Source organism: Corynebacterium sp. HMSC059E07, assembly GCF_001814395.1.
Lineage (GTDB): Bacteria > Actinomycetota > Actinomycetes > Mycobacteriales > Mycobacteriaceae > Corynebacterium > Corynebacterium hesseae.
The window spans coordinates 1-16,912 of the sequence record NZ_KV816285.1; the positions used below are offsets into that span (position 1 = coordinate 1).

Genomic DNA, 16,912 nt, shown 5'->3' on the forward strand with positions numbered 1-16,912 from the left:
TCCGCTACGTGTCCACAATTTGCGGGCAACCCCAGTTTGCGTTGCTTCTTGGTGCGTTGTTGTGTTGTCACTTATGTGTTGTCGCGCGTCATTGGGTGTTTGCGCGTCGAATTCGCCTCGCCTGGAACAATGGTTGGATTGACTTCTACCCTGTGCTCTTGGGCAGTTTCTTCTGTAGTGAAGGGCACCCCCGAACAGGAAAGAAGCACTACCTGTATAAGACGAAGGGTCTTGTTCTCGCGCCAAATGGAGATTCCCGCTGCATTGAAGTGCGCGTCGCAGGAGCTAGCCCTAACCGGATGAGTATGCAGGGCGTAGCCCTGTCTCGGGATGCCGAAAGGATTCGTCTTGACGTCATGCGCAACAACGGTTGGACCTTTTGGGCGGTCGTCCGTGGTATGCCATTGGAGCACGGAAACGTAGAGCATGGACTTAGCTCTTCGCAGGTGGCTGCGGGATTAGAGTGCGTGCGTGATGAGTGGCGTTTGGGTGAGGTTGCCTGGCCGCCGAATAGTGTGTAGTCGCCGAACTGGGACCGTAGGTTGTGGGGCACTTCACTAGCAGTTGGTTCGTATTGCCGTTTCTGGGGCCGTGACCTGTAGACTGGTTCGGTACATACGGACACGTCTACCGCAGAAAGTGCATGGCTTTAATGTCTGAATCCAACTCCCGTAACCACGGCCGTGGCCGCGAAGGTTCCGCAGAAGGCAACCGTGGGCACTACGGCTCTGGGGGCCGCAAGTTTGAGAAGCACGGCGGCGCAGCGGGGCGTCGAGAAGAGCGTCGCGGTGATCGCCGAGACGACCGCCGAGGTGGCCGCGCAGGCGCTAAACCTCGCCGCAACGACCGCAATGGGCATGGCGGCGGCAAAAATAAGGTCTCGCACCCACAGCGTTCAGGCTACCGTGAGGAGCGCATCAGTCGTCGTATGACAGATCCAGACCTGCCATCTGATATCGACATTACGGATCTTGATCCTTCGGTACTTCAGGATCTTTCGTCGCTCTCCAAGGAAAACTCCGAAGCCGTTGCTAAACACCTCATCATGGCGGCAACGTGGCTTGAGGACGACCCCCAACTGTCGCTACGCCATGCACGTGCTGCCAAAGACCGTGCCGGACGTGTATCAGTCGTCCGTGAAATGAACGGAATCGCTGCATATAGGGCTGGAGAGTGGAAGGAAGCCCTTGCGGAGCTGCGTGCAGCGCGCCGCATTTCCGGTGGCCCTGGGCTGCTCGCGGTCATGGCTGATTGCGAGCGAGGCCTCGGGCGCCCAGAAAAGGCTGTTGATTTGTGGCGGGGCGAGGAGGCTAAGGAACTCGCGGCGGAGGATGCGATCGAGTTGGCTATCGTTGCTGCAGGGGCGCGATTGGACATGGGGCAGGCAGATTCAGCCGTAGTTACCATCCAACGCGCAAAGCCTTCTAAGGATTCCACGGGATTCTCGGCATGCCGCCTTTCCTACGCCTATGCCAATGCTTTGTTGGAGGCTGGCCGCAAGGAAGAGGCCCGGGAGTGGTTCCAGCACGCGATTGACATCGATGAAGGAGACTGGACCGACGCTGCAGAGCGTCTGGCCGAGTGCAAATAATGAGTATTCTCAAAACCCATGATTCATTGCTCCTCGATCTCGACGGAACAGTATGGGAGGGCGGACAGGCTCTTCAGTGCGTCGTCGACGTGGTCAATTCCTGCGGTATTCCTGCAGTTTATGTCACGAACAATGCATCCCGAAGCCCCCAAACCGTAGCCGGTATGCTCGGCGAGATCGGCTTGGAGACGGATGCGCAACACGTTGTTACCTCTGCGCAAGCGGTAGTCAAGATCGCTCGTGAGGAACTTCCAGCAGGCGCGAAAGTCCTCGTCATCGGCGCGGACTCATTTCGTTCACTGGCGCGTGAGGCGGGCTTCGATGTTGTACAAAGTGCCGACGATAAGCCCGCCGCGGTCCTGCAAGGTATGGACAAGTCGGTGGGCTGGGAGCAGCTCTCTGAAGGCGCGTTGGCAATTAATCACGGCGCAAAGTTCTTTGCCTCCAACCTGGATACGTCTCTTCCGACGGAGCGCGGAATGGCTGTGGGCAACGGCTCGCTAGTCGCAGCTATCGTTTCAACTACCGGCGTAGAACCCATTTCGGCAGGTAAGCCGGAACCCGCTATGTTCACTCAAGCAGCTAAGCTCGTGGGGTCGACGAAGCCTCTAGCTGTAGGGGACCGCCTTGACACGGACATTGTTGGCGGCAACAACGCTGCAATGGATACCTTCCACGTCCTTACAGGTGTGTCCCGGGAGCTTGCTCTGATTGAAGCTACTGCGGAGGAACGCCCTGATTTCATTGGTGCAGGATTCCACGAGCTCTCCTTATCGGCCGCACAGGCGCGCCCAGGTTCCCAGGGAGGCTTCCGGGCACGGTTTGACGGCTACGACATTGTTCTTCAAGGCGGGAACGAGAAATCGACGTCGATCGAGGCGTTGCGTACCGTCCTCGAAGTTGCCTGGGCCGGTGCTGAGCCGCCTCGCTACATTCAGCCACGGAGTGAAGCCGCGGAGAGGGTTGTGTCTACATGGCGGTAAAGCCTCATGACCCGCGCGCGGTTTTGGCTCCGGAGAAGCTGGATGCGTCGCTCGCGGAGATTCTCAATGAACCAGCTGAGAACCTTGAACAAGAACTTGCTCAGCTGGATCGCGCTCATACTGTGCTGCGGGATGCGCTCCAAGACAATTAGCGCTGACCGTCGAGGATTCTAAGGGAAGAGGAGCTTTTCATGCCACCGCAACGCCGCCGTCTCGACGCGGAGCTAGTGCGCCGAAAGATTGCGCGCTCACGGGAACAAGCCGTTGAGATGATCAAGGCCGGCCGCGTGACCGTCGGGGGTTTCAAAGCGATGAAGCCCGCGACGGTAGTTGAGCCTGAGGTGTCTATCAAGGTTGAGGCCAGCGAGGGGGATGATTGGGCTTCGCGTGGCGCGCACAAGCTCCTTGGCGCTCTCGAGGCTTTCGACGTTGACCTTAGGGGAAAGCGAGTGTTGGATGCGGGGGCGTCGACTGGCGGCTTTACCGATGTGTGCCTGCGCCGCGGTGCCGCGGAGGTGCTATCCGTCGATGTGGGCTACGGGCAGTTGTTGTGGCGTTTGCAGAATGACGAACGGGTTACGGTGCTCGACCGCACTAACATTCGCCACCTGACACTTGAGCACACGAATGGTCCCTGCGACGCCATGGTTGGTGACCTATCGTTTATCTCCCTGAAGCTTGTGCTTCCAGCGATTGCATCGTGCATGGCTGATGGCGCGTGGCTATTGCCCATGGTCAAACCACAGTTTGAGGTGGGCAAAGACCGGATAGGGTCCGGTGGTGTGGTGCGCTCTCCTGAGCTACGGGCGGAAGTAACCAAGGATGTCGCTATCTTCGCTCAGGAGCTCGGGCTCAGCGTGAAAGGCGTGGCGGCATCGCCGTTACCTGGACCAAGCGGCAATGTTGAGTGCTTCCTCTGGTTGGTCAAGGATGGATTGTCCACCCCGGAAGATAGGCTTGATGCAATGATCGAGACGGCTATCAAGGAAGGACCCCAGTGAGCAGTAGTGTCGCCGCGGAGGGCACCAACCGCCGCGAAATTCTTCTTGTTCCGCACGCGAGCCGCGCGGATAATCTTGCCGCTACGCATCGCGCGGCGGAGCTGCTCCAGGAGGCAGGCATCAAGGTGCGCGTGTGCGCAGCGGATACCGTCCTTCCGGGCCTGCAGCATGTTCGGCATACGCCAGCTGCTGCCGAAGGTTGTGAATTGGTGCTGGTTCTCGGTGGCGATGGCACATTTTTGCGCGCGGCAGATATGGCGCGTGCCGTCGATGTTCCCGTGCTTGGAATAAACCTGGGCCACGTCGGCTTCCTCGCCGAGTGGGAAGCGGAGTCACTCGACCGTGCGTTAGTACGAGTTATCGAGCAATCCTATGAGGTCGAAGACCGGCTTACTATCGACGTCACCGTGTTTGATGCTGACGGGAAACTGCGTGAGCGTAGCTGGGCGCTCAATGAGGCGTCGATTGAGAATCTCAACCGCTCGGGGGTGCTGGACGCCATCCTCGAGGTGGATGGGCGCCCGGTATCTGCTTTTGGTTGCGATGGCGTGCTCATCTCCACTCCGACTGGATCCACGGCCTATGCCTTCTCCGCCGGAGGGCCAGTTCTGTGGCCTTCTCTTGATGCCATCCTGGTTGTGCCAAACAACGCGCATGCCTTGTTTACCAAACCGCTCGTGGTGTCTCCGGATTCGCAAGTCGCGGTGGAATCGGCGTCGGCGACGACTCCGGCCGTGGTCATCCTTGACGGATTCCGGGAAGTCTCGATGCCTCCAGGTTCGCGCGCGGAGGTCGTTCGTGGTGAAAGGCCGGTGCGCTGGGTACGTCTAGATCAGCAGCCATTCACTGATCGTCTGGTGTCCAAGCTGCGCCTCCCCGTGGAAGGATGGCGCGGGCCTCGTCACTAGGTTGTTTAGTGCGTATTCAGGAAGGAAGATAGCTCACCGTGCTCGTTGATATCAGCATCTCTGACCTCGGCGTGATCGAAAGTTCCGCAGCGGAACTATCGCCAGGACTCACCGTGCTCACCGGCGAAACCGGCGCTGGTAAGACCATGGTGGTAACTGGACTGCGCCTTCTCGCCGGCGGTCGCGCGGATGCATCACGTGTGCGCGATGGCGCCGCGAAAGCAGCCGTAGAAGGGCATTTTTCTTCCAGTTCTCTTGCCGTAGCGAAGGTAGTCGAAGAATCAGGCGGTGAACCAGATGAAAACGGCGAGTTCATTGCCTCCCGCACGGTGTCGGCGGCGGGACGCTCACGCGCCTACTTGGGCGGGCGTTCAGTGCCGGCGGCGACGTTAGGAGAGTTCGCCTCCCACCTGATTACTGTGCACGGTCAGAACGACCAGCTGCGTTTGCTATCTGCCGATCAACAATTGGCAGCGATCGATCGATTTGAACCTGCGATTGACAAGGTTCGCACCGCATATACCGATGCGTTTAGCCACTGGCGCGCGTTGGCTAAGGACTATCAGCGTCGTACGGAATCACGGCGCGAGATGGCGCAGGAAGTTGACAGGTTGCAGTTCGCTATTAAGGAAATTTCCGAGCTCGATCCGCAACCAGGCGAAGATGCCGAACTCGTGACCCTTATTAAGCGCTTGCAAGATGTTGATGCTTTGCGTGAGGGCGCAGCCACCGCTCTCAGCGCTCTGGATGGGGGCGAAGGATTTGGGGATGAGGACACCGCCGTCAATCTTGTCGGCGCCGCCGAATCAGCACTCGCTGGGGCAAGTGATACCGAGCTCGCTCGCCTAGGGGAGCGCGTTAGCGAAGTCACCGCGCAGCTGACCGACATCGCTGCCGAGCTCACGACGTATTTGAGCGATCTACCCGCCGATCCCAACCTCCTCGAGGAATCCCTACAGCGCCAACAGGAGCTCAAGCGGCTTACCCGCAAATATGCTGCTGATATCGATGGAGTCCTGGCCTGGCGGGATGCCGCTGAGGCCAAACTCGCTACGTTGGATACCTCTACCGAGGCCCTTGAGGCCTTAAAGAAAGAGGTAATGGAGGCCGAAAAGACGATGGTGTCCAAAGCCGAAAAGCTCACTGCCGCCCGTACCAAGGCCGCGAAGAAGCTCGGGGCTCAGGTCACCGAAGAAATTCATGGCCTGGCCATGCCGAACTCCACCTTGACGGCCGCCGTCAAGAAGACGAAGTACTCCAAGTCCGGCGCGGATGAGGTCGAATTTCAACTCAACGGCAAGCCCTTGGCTTCCGCGGCCTCGGGCGGTGAGCTCTCGCGCGTCATGCTGGCCATGGAGGTAGTTTTGGCCAGCGGCGACGGGACCACCTTGGTCTTCGACGAGGTGGATGCCGGCGTCGGTGGCCGCGCGGCGGTGGAGATTGGGCGTCGTCTAGCGCGGCTGTCCACCACCAACCAGGTCATTTGTGTCACACACCTGCCGCAAGTGGCCGCCTATGCGGACTCACACTTGCACGTGTCGAAGGAGAAATTCACGTCGGGTGTTGCGGATCTGACCGCCGAGGAGCGCGTTGAGGAGCTCGCGCGTATGCTCGCTGGCCTCGATGACACCGAGACGGGCCGCGCGCATGCACAAGAGCTCTTCGATAGGGCTCAAGCAGAAGTCGAGACTTTCCGCGCGCCTTCCACACCTTGAGCCCCTAACAGGGGAAACTGTCAGACATGAGTCTGTTTTCCCGTAATACCGATCTGCCTGGAGAACACGGCGCGCTGCGTGATTGCACCCCGGGTGGCAAGGGCATGAAGAAGTTTAGCGCTGGTGACTTCGCAGTCATCAACGCCGCCAATATCTCCCGCCAAGAGGCCCAGACCCTCGTGGATATGAAGCCGGCCGCCGTGATCAACGTCGCGGAGTTCTCCACTGGTTCTATCCCGAATTATGGACCCCACATGCTTCTCGACGCCGATGTCACCCTCATCGAGGGCGTAGGCCAAGATTTTGTGGACAATTTCAAGGATGGAAAGAAGGCGCGTCTGACCGAAGACGGCGCCATTTTTGCGGGCGATACCCAGCTTTCTTCGGGAACGGTGGTTACCCGCGACCGGGCGGAAAAGAATTTTGCTTCTGCCCAGCAGGAACTCATCGATCATATGGAGGCATATTTCGGTAACTCCATTGAGTTCATTCATTCCGAAGGTCCGCTACTCATCGATGGCCTGGGTGTTCCCGATGCAGGGTCCGTCATGGCCGGGCGCAAAGTTCTCGTGGTCTCGCCCACTGAGGAACACCGCAAGAAGCTGACGCTCCTGCGCAACTTTATCCGCGAGTATGAACCCATCATTATCGGCGTGGACGCTGCCGCGGACACCCTGGTTGAGCTGGGATACCAGCCTCACTTCATCGTGGGTAACCCTTCCGAGGTGAGCTCGGAAACCCTGCGCAGCGGTGCCCAGGTTATTCTCCCCGCCGAGCCGGACGGCACTGCTGACGGGCTCGAGCGCATTCAGGATTTGGGGATTGGTGCGATGACCTTCCCTGCCGCCACGGATTCAGCTACCGATCTCGCGCTGTTGCTTGCGGACTACCACGAGGCTCAGATGATTGTGCAGGTTGGCGGATCCCTCGACCTCGACGACATCTTTGCTAACGAGCCGAATGCTACGCCCGCGGCTTTGCTGTGCCACATGAAGGCGGGCACGCGCCTGGTGGATGCGGACGCTGTTATCAACCTTTATTCCGCGCCCGATTCCGGAGCTATGGGATGGCTGTGGGCGCTGCTTGGCATCCTCGTAGCACTTGCCGTCGTTATTCTGATCGTCGGCTTGGGCGGCGATGAATCCTTCCTCCAGAACCTGATCGATACCTGGAATAACTTCGCGTTAAGCGTGCAGGAGTGGTTTAAATAATGATGTCGCCTAAGTCCCTCATTATCACCGGCCTCGGTTTCGGCGCAGCCCTTGGCATTGCGTTGGGCACGCTGGTGATTGCTCCAAACATGGATTCCGGATCGGGTCCCGGGGGTGAATCGACCAGTGAGGTGCGCGAGAAATACGGAAAGCTGGTTCTTGAGAATAACATCGCGGAGGCCCAGCTAGACTCTGCTGATTCCGTTATGGGAGATCTCGGCCGATACGTGGTGGATGGTTCCTTGGCGCAGCGCCCGGTCATGGTTGTGAGTATGCCCGATGCCGACGACGCCGACGTCAAGGCCGTCAAGGATTTGCTGGGTTCTGCAGATTCCACCGATGCAGGAAGCATCAAGCTGACTGAGAAGTTTGTAGCCCAAGAATCCGCGGACAAGCTTTTGTCCCTCGTTACCACCACGTTGCCGGCGGGAGCGAAGCTCGATAAAAAGAAGATTGATTCCGGCACACATGCTGGTCAGGCACTTGCGGCGGGGTTGATGATGGATGCTGAGACCACCGAGCCGCTTGCATCAGTTGATGATCGCGCGACCCTTTTGCGGGCTCTGCGCGATGCCGGCTACATTGACTACAAGGATGGCACTATTCTTCCTGCCCAGGCCGTAGTCGTCGTGGGCGGAGGCATGACCCCGGGAGAGGAAGACGACAGCGCTGCTGCGAAGTACGCCATCGATACGACGGTCAACTTCCTAGAAGGTTTTGATTCGGTGGATACCGCGATGGTTTATGCAGGGCGCGTGGAATCCGCCGGTGACGACGGCGTCCTGGATAAACTCCGAGCCGACAAGACGAAGATCAGCACCGTGGACTCCATTGATCATCCGGTGTCCCAGATGGCCAGCGTTTTAGCCGTGAAGGAACAACTCGACGGTGGCCACGGTGTGTATGGTTCTGCGGCGAATGCTGAAAGCGCAGCGCCGGCGCTGCCGAAGGATCTCTAGATGTCACACCATTTTCGTACGGTGGGAACCGAGCTGCTTGTCGACGCCCCCATCATCGCTGTTCGCCGCGATGATGTCGTCATGCCGGGGGAGGTTGTTGCTCAGCGAGAAGTTGTCGAGCACCTTGGTGCTGTAGCCGTTGTGGCGTTGGATGAGAACAACCGTATCGCCATGGTGGAGCAGTACCGGCATAGCGTCGGCAAGCGCTTGTGGGAGCTGCCGGCCGGCTTGCTCGACGTGAAGGGCGAAGACGAGCTCAGCGGCGCGCAACGCGAGCTCCAGGAAGAGGCCGGCCTGGCCGCCGAGGAATGGGCAGTGTTGACTGATCTGGTGACCTCCCCGGGATTCTGCGAGGAAGCCGTGCGCGTGTTCTTGGCGCGAGGCCTGTCGAGCGTGCCCAAACTCAACGCCGAAGGCGACGAGGAAGCTGACATGGGCTTTGCATGGGTTCCCCTTGCGGAGGCTGTCGAGCGCATCCTGGTGGGGGAGATTGTGAACTCCATTGCGGTGGCAGGAATCCTTGCGGCATATGTCTGCGTGCGTGGGGATGCCACCCCGCGCCCAGTTGGCTCTCCTTTCGAGCTACGGCCGGAATCGATCGCTCACCGGCGCCCGGGTCCGGATCTTAAGCAGCTGTGACGCCCTCTAACCCCGCCGCAGCCGCCGGACAAGCTTGGTTGATGCACCTCATGGTGGAAAAAGGTGCCTCGAAGAATACGGTAAGCAATTACCGTCGAGACATTAACCGTTACGTCAATTGGCTTGCGGAATCTGGGATCACGGATTTGCGCCACGTAACCCGCTCGCACGTGGAGAACTACCTCGTTTACTTGCGTAAGAGTCTTGCGCAGTCCTCTGCTAGTCGCGCTTTGGTTGTCGCTCGAGGACTGCATAAGTTTGCCCTGGCCGAGGGGATGATCGAGGAAGACGTCGCGGCGGAGGTTTCCCCACCCAAGCGGGCGCAACCGCTGCCGGAGACTCTTAGCGTGGAGGATGTGGAGGCACTCCTCGATGCCATCCCTAGCGGAGATACTGCAACGCCCATTGATATCCGAGATCGCGCTCTATTGGAGATGCTGTATGGTACGGGCGCACGTATCTCCGAAATCATCGCGCTAAATGTGGACGATGTGACGGGTGAGGGGAGTGCTTCAGTTCGTGACATTGTGTTGTTGAGCGGCAAGGGCGATAAGCAACGGCTAGTTCCGCTGGGTTCACATGCGGTGACAGCGGTGGAGAACTACCTAGTGCGTGCCCGCCCAGTGCTGGCTACGGGAGCCTCTCACGCCCTGTTCCTCAACACTCGGGGCAAGTCTTTATCGCGGCAAAGCGCCTGGGCCGTGATCAAGACCGCAGCGCAGCGCGCCCACCTGAGTACCAAAATTTCTCCGCACACACTGCGTCACTCATTTGCCACCCATCTGCTCGAGGGCGGGGCTGATGTGCGTACCGTACAGGAGCTCTTGGGGCATTCTTCCGTGACGACGACACAGATTTATACCCACGTCACTGCGGATTCACTCCGCGAAGTGTGGCGCACTGCCCATCCACGCGCCTAAGAGCGCCTAGAATCGTCACGACTTCAACCTAATGAAAAGGATATTTATGGCTTCAACCACTGCTTTGTCCCAAACCTATCGAGCGGTTGCGCTAGCTTCCGTGCTCTCCGTAGGTTCCCTTTCCGGCGTCGCGTCGGGCATCGTGAGCGCAACTGGGGTGCTGCCAGGGTTCGGCACGGCCGCCGCCTATGCACAAGACGCCACCATTCCGGTGCCGGCTGGTCAGACCACGACCGTTTCGCTGCCAGTTCCTGTCGACGTCAACGTGGCCTCCGATGGCTGGAACGTCACTGCTTCCGGCGGCAGCGCTACGGTGACTGCACCACCCGCGGGAGGACAAATCAGTGTGCCGGTGACCTACCAAGGCGTGACCATGACCATCGTGCTCGTTGCTGACGCCGACGTCACCGCCGATGAACTCAACGACGCAGCTGAGAACGGAGACCCGGGCCAGCTCGGCGGTGAGCAGCAGGACCACGAGAACCCGGACAATCCCGGGGGCAACGGGGGGCCGGCGGGGAACGAGAACTCCGATGACAGCGCAGGTGGTGGTGAGCAGAACGGAGGACAGCCTCCCGTCGATGGCTCGGCGCCCGCTGTGGATGGCTCTGGTCAAGGCCACGTGCCTCCTCCGCGAACAGGCCGCGGGTGGGAAGGAATTGATGATTCGAATACTTCCTATGTGAACCTGGAATCCACGATTGACGGCCAAACAATCACTGCCAAGCTTGGGCTCAAACAGGCTCTCGACCTGTACAACCGCTTCAAGCACCTTGAGGATGACGGAGTTACGCTGCGCTACCTCAACGCGGAAGGCGAGTTCGTAGAGGGGGTCAAACGGGAGATCGACAAAGGCTCGCGCACCATGACCCTGACCTACCCAGAGGGGGCGGAGCCGGACAATCCTTTCATCATGCAATTCGTGAACAAGGACACTCAGTCCGCTGAGCTGGTAGTGACGCTTACCGATCCAACCCGTGAGAGCGCGAGTGAGGTGCCTGCGGAGCAGCAGCTGGATTCTGATGCAGCTGACAAGGCCGGGGGAGAGGAACAAGGAGACTCGGGGCTTGGAGTTGGCGCACTTGCAGCAGGTATCGCGGGCCTCGGAGTTATCGCGCTCATCGTGTGGCTCGCGCTTAAGGGACGCCGGTCGAAGGGAGCACAGGAGGACGCCTAATCTAGGCCATGGACTTTATTCACCGGTTTTCCTTAGCTATAATCGCGGCGCAGGCACCCACGGGGTACCCTATAATCACAAGGATGTAAGAATGCGGCGCCGCGTGTTGCTGCAAAGCCGAAGCGGAAAGACCGCACAGGGGCCGTACAGGTCAAGGAAGCAGGTGTGACTGTGAGCGACGAGGGACTGTTTGAGGCCTCGGAAGCACAGGTCGGGTTAACCGGCCGCCCACTGCGGGAGCTTCCGGAACCGGAGCCATTGGAAAAGCATGGTCCCGCCACGATTATTTCCATGTGTAACCAGAAGGGTGGCGTCGGAAAAACCACGTCCACCATCAATATGGGCGCGTGTTTGGCGGAGCTGGGGCGTAAAGTCCTCCTCGTTGACTTGGACCCGCAGGGTGCTCTTTCGGCCGGCCTAGGCCTGACCCACGACCAGATCCAGGACACCATTTATGACGTCATGCTTGATAGCGAAGTCTCAGTGCATTCCGCTATCGTGCACACCGGTGTGGCCGGGCTCGACCTCGTCCCCGCCAACATCGACCTCTCCGCCGCTGAGATCCAGATGGTCAATGAAGTTGGCCGCGAACATACCCTGGCTCGTGCCCTTCGCCCGGTACGCAAGGACTATGACTTCATCATCATTGACTGCCAGCCTTCACTGGGTTTGCTCACGGTCAATGCTTTGGCCTGCTCGCAGGGAGTTATCATCCCCATGGAGTGCGAGTTCTTTTCCCTGCGCGGCCTCGCGCTGTTGACCGATACCGTGGAGAAAGTAGCGGACCGCATTAACTTCGATCTCGAGGTCATGGGAATTCTGGTTACCATGTTTGATCGCCGCACCCGCCACGCCCGGGAGGTCATGGACCGCGTGGTGGAGTATTTCGGGGACAAGGTCTTTGACACGGTGATTACACGTACTGTTCGTTTCCCAGAGACGTCGGTAGCCGGCGAGCCCATTACTACCTGGGCTCCCAGCTCCCAGGCAGCCAAGCAGTACCGCGACCTGGCTAAAGAGGTCATCGAGCGAGCTAACGGCTAGTCGCTCATTATGACCCAACCGGAGATTACCGGCTTTCGCATCGCCCTGGGCAATTTTGAGGGCCCTTTCGACTTGCTGCTGCAGCTGATTCAGGCGAAGAAGCTGGACGTTACGGAGGTGGCGCTGTCTGAAGTTACCGATGAGTTCGTGGCCTATACGCGTGCTTTAGGGGCAACCGCGGATTTGGATGAAACCACGGAGTTCCTTCTTATCGCCGCAACACTTCTGGATTTGAAGGCCGCTCGATTATTGCCGCGTGGCGAAGTCGATGACTTTGAAGATCTTGAGCTCCTGGAGACTCGCGATCTCCTCTTTGCACGCCTTCTGCAGTACAAGGCTTATAAGCAGGTTGCCGACCAGTTCGCGCAATGGCAGCGCGCGGCCCAGCGGCGTTATCCGCGTGCGGTGGCGATGGAGGAGCGCTTTAGCAACCTTCTTCCGCCAGTCAAGATTGGGCATACTCCAGCCACGTTCGCCGAACTCGCAGCTGGTGTCTTCCGGCCCAAACCCCCGGAAGAGGTTGCCACAGGCCATATTCACCAGGTTGCTGTCTCCGTGCCGGAGCAAGCCGGAAAGATCCTCACGACGCTCAAGATGCTGGGCACAGGGCAATGGATGAGTTTCGAAGCCTTAACCAGGGACTGCACCATCTCTATGGAGGTCGTTGGACGTTTCCTGGCGTTGTTGGAGCTCTACAAAGCCAAAGCGGTTGATGCTTCCCAGTCAGAGTCTTTGGGGCCACTTGAATTGTCCTGGACCGGGCTCGACGTGGACCCGGCGGTCGTCGCGGCGGCGAACTGGGATTAGGGTAGGCTACCGAGTCATGGACGATACGTCATCCTTGGCCCCCAGCGACCTCGCAGCCCCGAGCCGACAGGGAGCTTTGCCTCTTATTTCACAGTTGCGCTCACGCCTGGAGTCCATCCTCCTCGTTATTGATTCCCCAGCCAGCGTGGAGGAGCTGGCCCGTGTACTGGATGCGGAGGTCACCGTCGTCAGTGATACTCTGCGTGCACTAGAGCGCGAGCTGAGCGAGCGCGGCTCCGGCATCGATCTGCGTGAGACACCGGAGGGCTGGCGCTTTTATACGCGTAAAGAGAACGCAGATGCCGTCGAGCAGTTTGTTCTCGATGGCACCCAAACCAAGCTTTCCCGCGCGGCATTGGAGACCTTGGCAGTTATCGCATACCGCCAACCGGTCACCCGAGCCCAAGTCGCTGGCGTACGCGGCGTCAACGTCGACGGAGTAGTTCGTACGCTCATGTTGCGGGGGCTCATCCGGGAGATAGAGAGCCCAGAGCCCTCAGCTGGCAACGCACATCACTATGAGACTACTGAGCTTTTCCTAGAGCTACTCGGTATTGATTCCCTTGAGCGCCTCCCGGATCTCGCTCCGCTGCTGCCAGACATCGAGCAGATCGACGAGGACTACTCATAAAGGCGCTGTCTGCGGTAGGATTGCGGCCGGACATCGGCGCGTTTCCGCGCGCCGCAAATTGAAGAACTATTGAGAGGACACATTCCCGTGACTCCACCCGCTCGCCGCGATGGCACACCGGAAAAGAAAAAGCGTGACAGCGACATGATCGTGTCGAACGCTAAGCCGGCCCGCCATCAGCATGTAAAGAAGAAGGCCACCGCAGAATCTATCGCCCGAGACTTGGGCGCGGACTGGCTGGTAGACGGTAAAAATAAGAAGGGCTCCCAGAACCAAGGCGAGCGCCTGCAAAAGGTCTTGGCAAAGGCCGGCGTTGCTTCGCGCCGCCATGCAGAGATCCTCATCGATGAGGGCCGCGTTGAGGTCAACGGCCAGGTCATCATCAAGCAGGGCACTCGTGTTAACCCCAACACGGACGTGATTCGCGTCGATGGCACACGCATCAACGTCAACGAGGAGACCCAATACTTCGTGCTCAACAAACCGCGCGGTATGCAGTCCACGATGTCGGATGACATGGGCCGTCCTTGCGTGGGAGATGTCGTGGCTGATCGCGTGGTAGCAGGCCAGCGCTTGTTCCATGTCGGACGCCTCGATGCGGATACCGAGGGCCTTCTCTTATTGACTAACGACGGCGAACTTGCCAACCGTCTCATGCATCCCAAGTATGAGGTGACCAAAACATACCTCGCGACTGTCCTTGGTGAAGCAGATAAGAAGCTCGTTCGTCAGCTGCGCGAAGGCATCGAATTGGACGATGGTCTTGCGCAGGCGGACTATGTGCAGATTGTGGACAAGAACCAGGGCTATTCGCTGGTGCGCGTCGAGCTGCACGAAGGCCGGAAGCACATCGTGCGCCGCATGCTTAAAGAAGCCGGGTATCCGGTCCAGCGTCTCGTGCGCACCAAACTCCACACGGTGCAGTTGGGTGATATGAAGCCCGGCTCCTTGCGTGCACTGAACTCCAACGAACTGACCAGCCTGTACAAGGCGGTGGGGATGTAATGATTTCAAATATGCCCAATCAAGGCCTCATTCTGGCTGTTGACGGTCCCTCCGGAACCGGTAAATCCACGACGTGCCGAGCACTGGCCAAGAAGCTTGAGGCCAAGTACGTCGATACCGGTGCAATGTACCGCGTGGCAACGCTTGCTGTGCTGCGCGCGGGTGTGGACCCAGCGGATACTGAGGCGGTGATTGCAACGACTGCTGACCTGCCTCTCGAGGTGTCTGATGATCCGGATTCCACCATGGTCATCTTTGATGGTGAGGATGTCTCCCGCGTCATCCGAGAAGATGAGGTCACCCGCAATGTCTCGGCAGTTTCCGCCATTCCGGAAGTGCGCCAAAACCTCGTTGAACTGCAACGTAAGCTTGCCGCCCAGGCTCACCGCGCGATTGTCGAAGGGCGCGATATCGGCACGGTTGTTCTTGCCGATGCCCCCGCGAAGGCTTTCATGACGGCTAGCGCCGAGGTCCGAGCACAGCGCCGTCACGACCAAAACCTAGCTGCCGGCATCGACTCGGATTTTGACTCCGTGCTTGCCGCCGTCGAACGGCGCGACGCCGCCGACTCTTCCCGCGCTACATCGCCGCTGCGCCCGGCGGAGGACGCGGTACTCGTTGATACGTCCGAGATGACCCGAGATGAGGTCCTTGACGCTCTCATCGCCGTCGTCAAAGAATCGGCTGCACAGGAGGCCTGACATGACTAATGAACCGCAGAATCCGGATGTAAATCCGGCGCAGCAGCCGGAAGACTTTGAGACGGAATTTCACTATCCGGCCGGAAAGCTTGAAGAAGAGGTCGTACGCGATCCGCACGGCGGTTGGGCTCCGAAGGATTTCGACTCTGAAGACTTTGACTATGAATTCGACGAGTCTGAATTCAGCGAGGCCGATTTTGGTGAGGATGAGACCGATTTCGATGATGAGGCTCCGCTGAGCGAGGAAGAATGGGAAGCCCTATCCCACGCCTTTGGTGTCGGTGAGGGCCATACGGAGGAAAACCTGTGCACGGTGGCCGTAGTGGGCCGCCCGAACGTGGGCAAGTCTTCTCTGGTGAATCGCTTCCTTGGGCGCCGTGAAGCTGTTGTAGAGGACCACCCGGGCGTGACCCGTGACCGCGTGTCTTATGTAGCGGAGTGGAATGGCCAGCGCTTCTTTGTTCAGGACACCGGAGGTTGGGACCCGAACGTCAAGGGAATCCATGCCGCCATCGCACGCCAGGCAGAGCAGGCGATGGAAACTGCCGACGTCATCGTATTCGTGGTGGACACCAAGGTGGGCATCACTGAGACCGATGCGGTTATGGCTCGGAAATTGCAGCGCTCCGAGGTCCCAGTCATCCTGGTATCCAACAAGTTTGATTCGGAAACCATGTATGCAGACATGGCCGAGTTCTACGCGCTTGGTTTGGGCGATCCGTGGCCAGTATCTGCTCAGCATGGTCGGGGCGGTGCCGACGTCCTCGATGAGATCCTCCGTTTGTTCCCTGCGGAACCGCGTCATTCCTCGATTACCTCCGGTCCTCGCCGCGTGGCGTTGGTGGGCAAGCCGAACGTGGGCAAGTCCTCCTTGCTGAACAAGCTGACGGCGGAGGAGCGCTCCGTGGTAGACAATGCTGCAGGCACCACGGTCGACCCAGTTGATTCCCTGGTGCAGCTGGACCAGCGTTTGTGGAAGTTCATTGATACCGCAGGTCTGCGCAAGAAGGTTAAAAACGCGCAGGGCCACGAGTACTACGCCTCCTTGCGCACGCGCGGCGTGATTGATGCGGCCGAGGTGTGCGTCATGCTTATCGACGCTTCCCAAGAAGTCTCGGAGCAAGACCAACGCGTCCTCAACATGATTCTCGAGGCCGGAAAAGCCTTGGTTATTGCCTTTAACAAGTGGGACCTTGTGGATGAGGATCGCCGCTACTACCTAGAGCGCGAAATTGATGAGAACCTGCGCCACCTGCCGTGGGTGACCCGTGTGAATATCTCTGCTGAGACCGGGCGCGCCCTGCAAAAGCTTGAGCCCGCCATGATCGAGGCCCTAGAAAGCTGGGATCAGCGCGTGTCCACCGGTCAGCTCAACAATTGGATGCGTGACGCGATTGCCGCGAATCCACCGCCGATGAATAATAACCGCCTGCCGCGAGTGCTCTTTGCCACTCAGGCGTCGACGCAACCACCGACCATCGTGCTGTTTACAACCGGCTTCTTGGACGCTGGCTATCGTCGCTACCTAGAGCGTAAATTCCGTGAGCGTTTCGGTTTCCACGGCTCGCCCGTGCGCATCGCGGTGCGCGTGCGCGAGCGCCGCCAACGCCGATAGCTCCG

The 16,912-nt window shown here is 59.1% G+C and carries 18 protein-coding genes; all 18 read left to right on the plus strand.

From position 1 onward, the window contains the following. The coding region (locus tag HMPREF2967_RS13400; RefSeq protein WP_232770639.1) for a hypothetical protein at positions 1–521 on the plus strand (521 nt) is incomplete at its 5' end. 131 nt (positions 522–652) lie between these two features. After that, the gene (locus HMPREF2967_RS03585) at positions 653–1,591 is read left to right on the plus strand and encodes a tetratricopeptide repeat protein (RefSeq protein ID WP_070685034.1); all 939 of its coding nucleotides are present in this window, start codon (positions 653–655) and stop codon (positions 1,589–1,591) included. Beyond that, positions 1,591–2,574, plus strand: a complete 984-nt coding sequence (locus HMPREF2967_RS03590) for an HAD-IIA family hydrolase (RefSeq protein WP_070685068.1) — start codon at positions 1,591–1,593, stop codon at positions 2,572–2,574. The genes HMPREF2967_RS03585 and HMPREF2967_RS03590 overlap by 1 nt, the downstream gene beginning before the upstream one ends. Then, positions 2,565–2,726 carry a hypothetical protein gene (locus HMPREF2967_RS13215; RefSeq protein WP_168164024.1) on the plus strand — a complete coding sequence of 54 codons (162 nt, stop codon included), beginning with the start codon at positions 2,565–2,567 and terminating at the stop codon, positions 2,724–2,726. The genes HMPREF2967_RS03590 and HMPREF2967_RS13215 overlap by 10 nt, the downstream gene beginning before the upstream one ends. Before the next feature lie 39 nt (positions 2,727–2,765). Beyond that, a complete protein-coding gene (locus tag HMPREF2967_RS03595; protein WP_070685036.1) occupies positions 2,766–3,575 on the plus strand; it encodes a TlyA family RNA methyltransferase in 810 nt (269 codons plus the stop codon). Then, positions 3,572–4,483 carry an NAD kinase gene (locus tag HMPREF2967_RS03600; protein ID WP_070524783.1) on the plus strand — a complete coding sequence of 304 codons (912 nt, stop codon included), beginning with the start codon at positions 3,572–3,574 and terminating at the stop codon, positions 4,481–4,483. Before HMPREF2967_RS03595 ends, HMPREF2967_RS03600 begins: the two co-directional genes overlap by 4 nt. A gap of 38 nt (positions 4,484–4,521) precedes the next feature. Further along, positions 4,522–6,198: a DNA repair protein RecN gene (gene recN / locus HMPREF2967_RS03605; protein ID WP_070685038.1), complete on the plus strand. Its 1,677-nt coding sequence runs from the start codon at positions 4,522–4,524 to the stop codon at positions 6,196–6,198. Positions 6,199–6,224: 26 nt separating this feature from the next. Then, positions 6,225–7,409 carry a putative cytokinetic ring protein SteA gene (gene steA / locus HMPREF2967_RS03610; RefSeq protein ID WP_070532557.1) on the plus strand — a complete coding sequence of 395 codons (1,185 nt, stop codon included), beginning with the start codon at positions 6,225–6,227 and terminating at the stop codon, positions 7,407–7,409. Further along, positions 7,409–8,368: a copper transporter gene (locus HMPREF2967_RS03615; RefSeq protein WP_070532551.1), complete on the plus strand. Its 960-nt coding sequence runs from the start codon at positions 7,409–7,411 to the stop codon at positions 8,366–8,368. The genes steA and HMPREF2967_RS03615 overlap by 1 nt, the downstream gene beginning before the upstream one ends. Continuing rightward, positions 8,369–9,007, plus strand: a complete 639-nt coding sequence (locus HMPREF2967_RS03620) for an NUDIX domain-containing protein (protein WP_070685040.1) — start codon at positions 8,369–8,371, stop codon at positions 9,005–9,007. A 41-nt stretch (positions 9,008–9,048) separates the two neighbouring features. Next, positions 9,049–9,927 (plus strand): site-specific tyrosine recombinase XerD, encoded by an 879-nt coding sequence (gene xerD, locus HMPREF2967_RS03625; RefSeq protein ID WP_070685070.1) that lies wholly within the window; start codon positions 9,049–9,051, stop codon positions 9,925–9,927. A 46-nt stretch (positions 9,928–9,973) separates the two neighbouring features. Then, a complete protein-coding gene (locus HMPREF2967_RS03630) occupies positions 9,974–11,104 on the plus strand; it encodes a hypothetical protein (RefSeq protein WP_070685041.1) in 1,131 nt (376 codons plus the stop codon). Between the two features lie 165 nt (positions 11,105–11,269). Then, positions 11,270–12,148 (plus strand): ParA family protein, encoded by an 879-nt coding sequence (locus HMPREF2967_RS03635; protein WP_180952111.1) that lies wholly within the window; start codon positions 11,270–11,272, stop codon positions 12,146–12,148. A 9-nt stretch (positions 12,149–12,157) separates the two neighbouring features. Next, complete coding sequence (locus HMPREF2967_RS03640; RefSeq protein ID WP_070562639.1) at positions 12,158–12,955, plus strand: segregation and condensation protein A; 798 nt, start codon at positions 12,158–12,160, stop codon at positions 12,953–12,955. Positions 12,956–12,971: 16 nt separating this feature from the next. Beyond that, entirely contained in the window at positions 12,972–13,586 is a 615-nt protein-coding gene (scpB, locus tag HMPREF2967_RS03645) for an SMC-Scp complex subunit ScpB (protein WP_070685043.1), read from the plus strand. 87 nt (positions 13,587–13,673) lie between these two features. After that, positions 13,674–14,591, plus strand: coding sequence for a pseudouridine synthase (locus HMPREF2967_RS03650; protein ID WP_070524802.1), 918 nt, complete (start codon positions 13,674–13,676; stop codon positions 14,589–14,591). Further along, positions 14,591–15,292: a (d)CMP kinase gene (cmk, locus tag HMPREF2967_RS03655; RefSeq protein ID WP_070685044.1), complete on the plus strand. Its 702-nt coding sequence runs from the start codon at positions 14,591–14,593 to the stop codon at positions 15,290–15,292. The genes HMPREF2967_RS03650 and cmk overlap by 1 nt, the downstream gene beginning before the upstream one ends. A 1-nt stretch (position 15,293) precedes the next feature. Then, entirely contained in the window at positions 15,294–16,907 is a 1,614-nt protein-coding gene (gene der / locus HMPREF2967_RS03660) for a ribosome biogenesis GTPase Der (protein WP_070685045.1), read from the plus strand. Positions 16,908–16,912 lie beyond the last annotated feature (5 nt).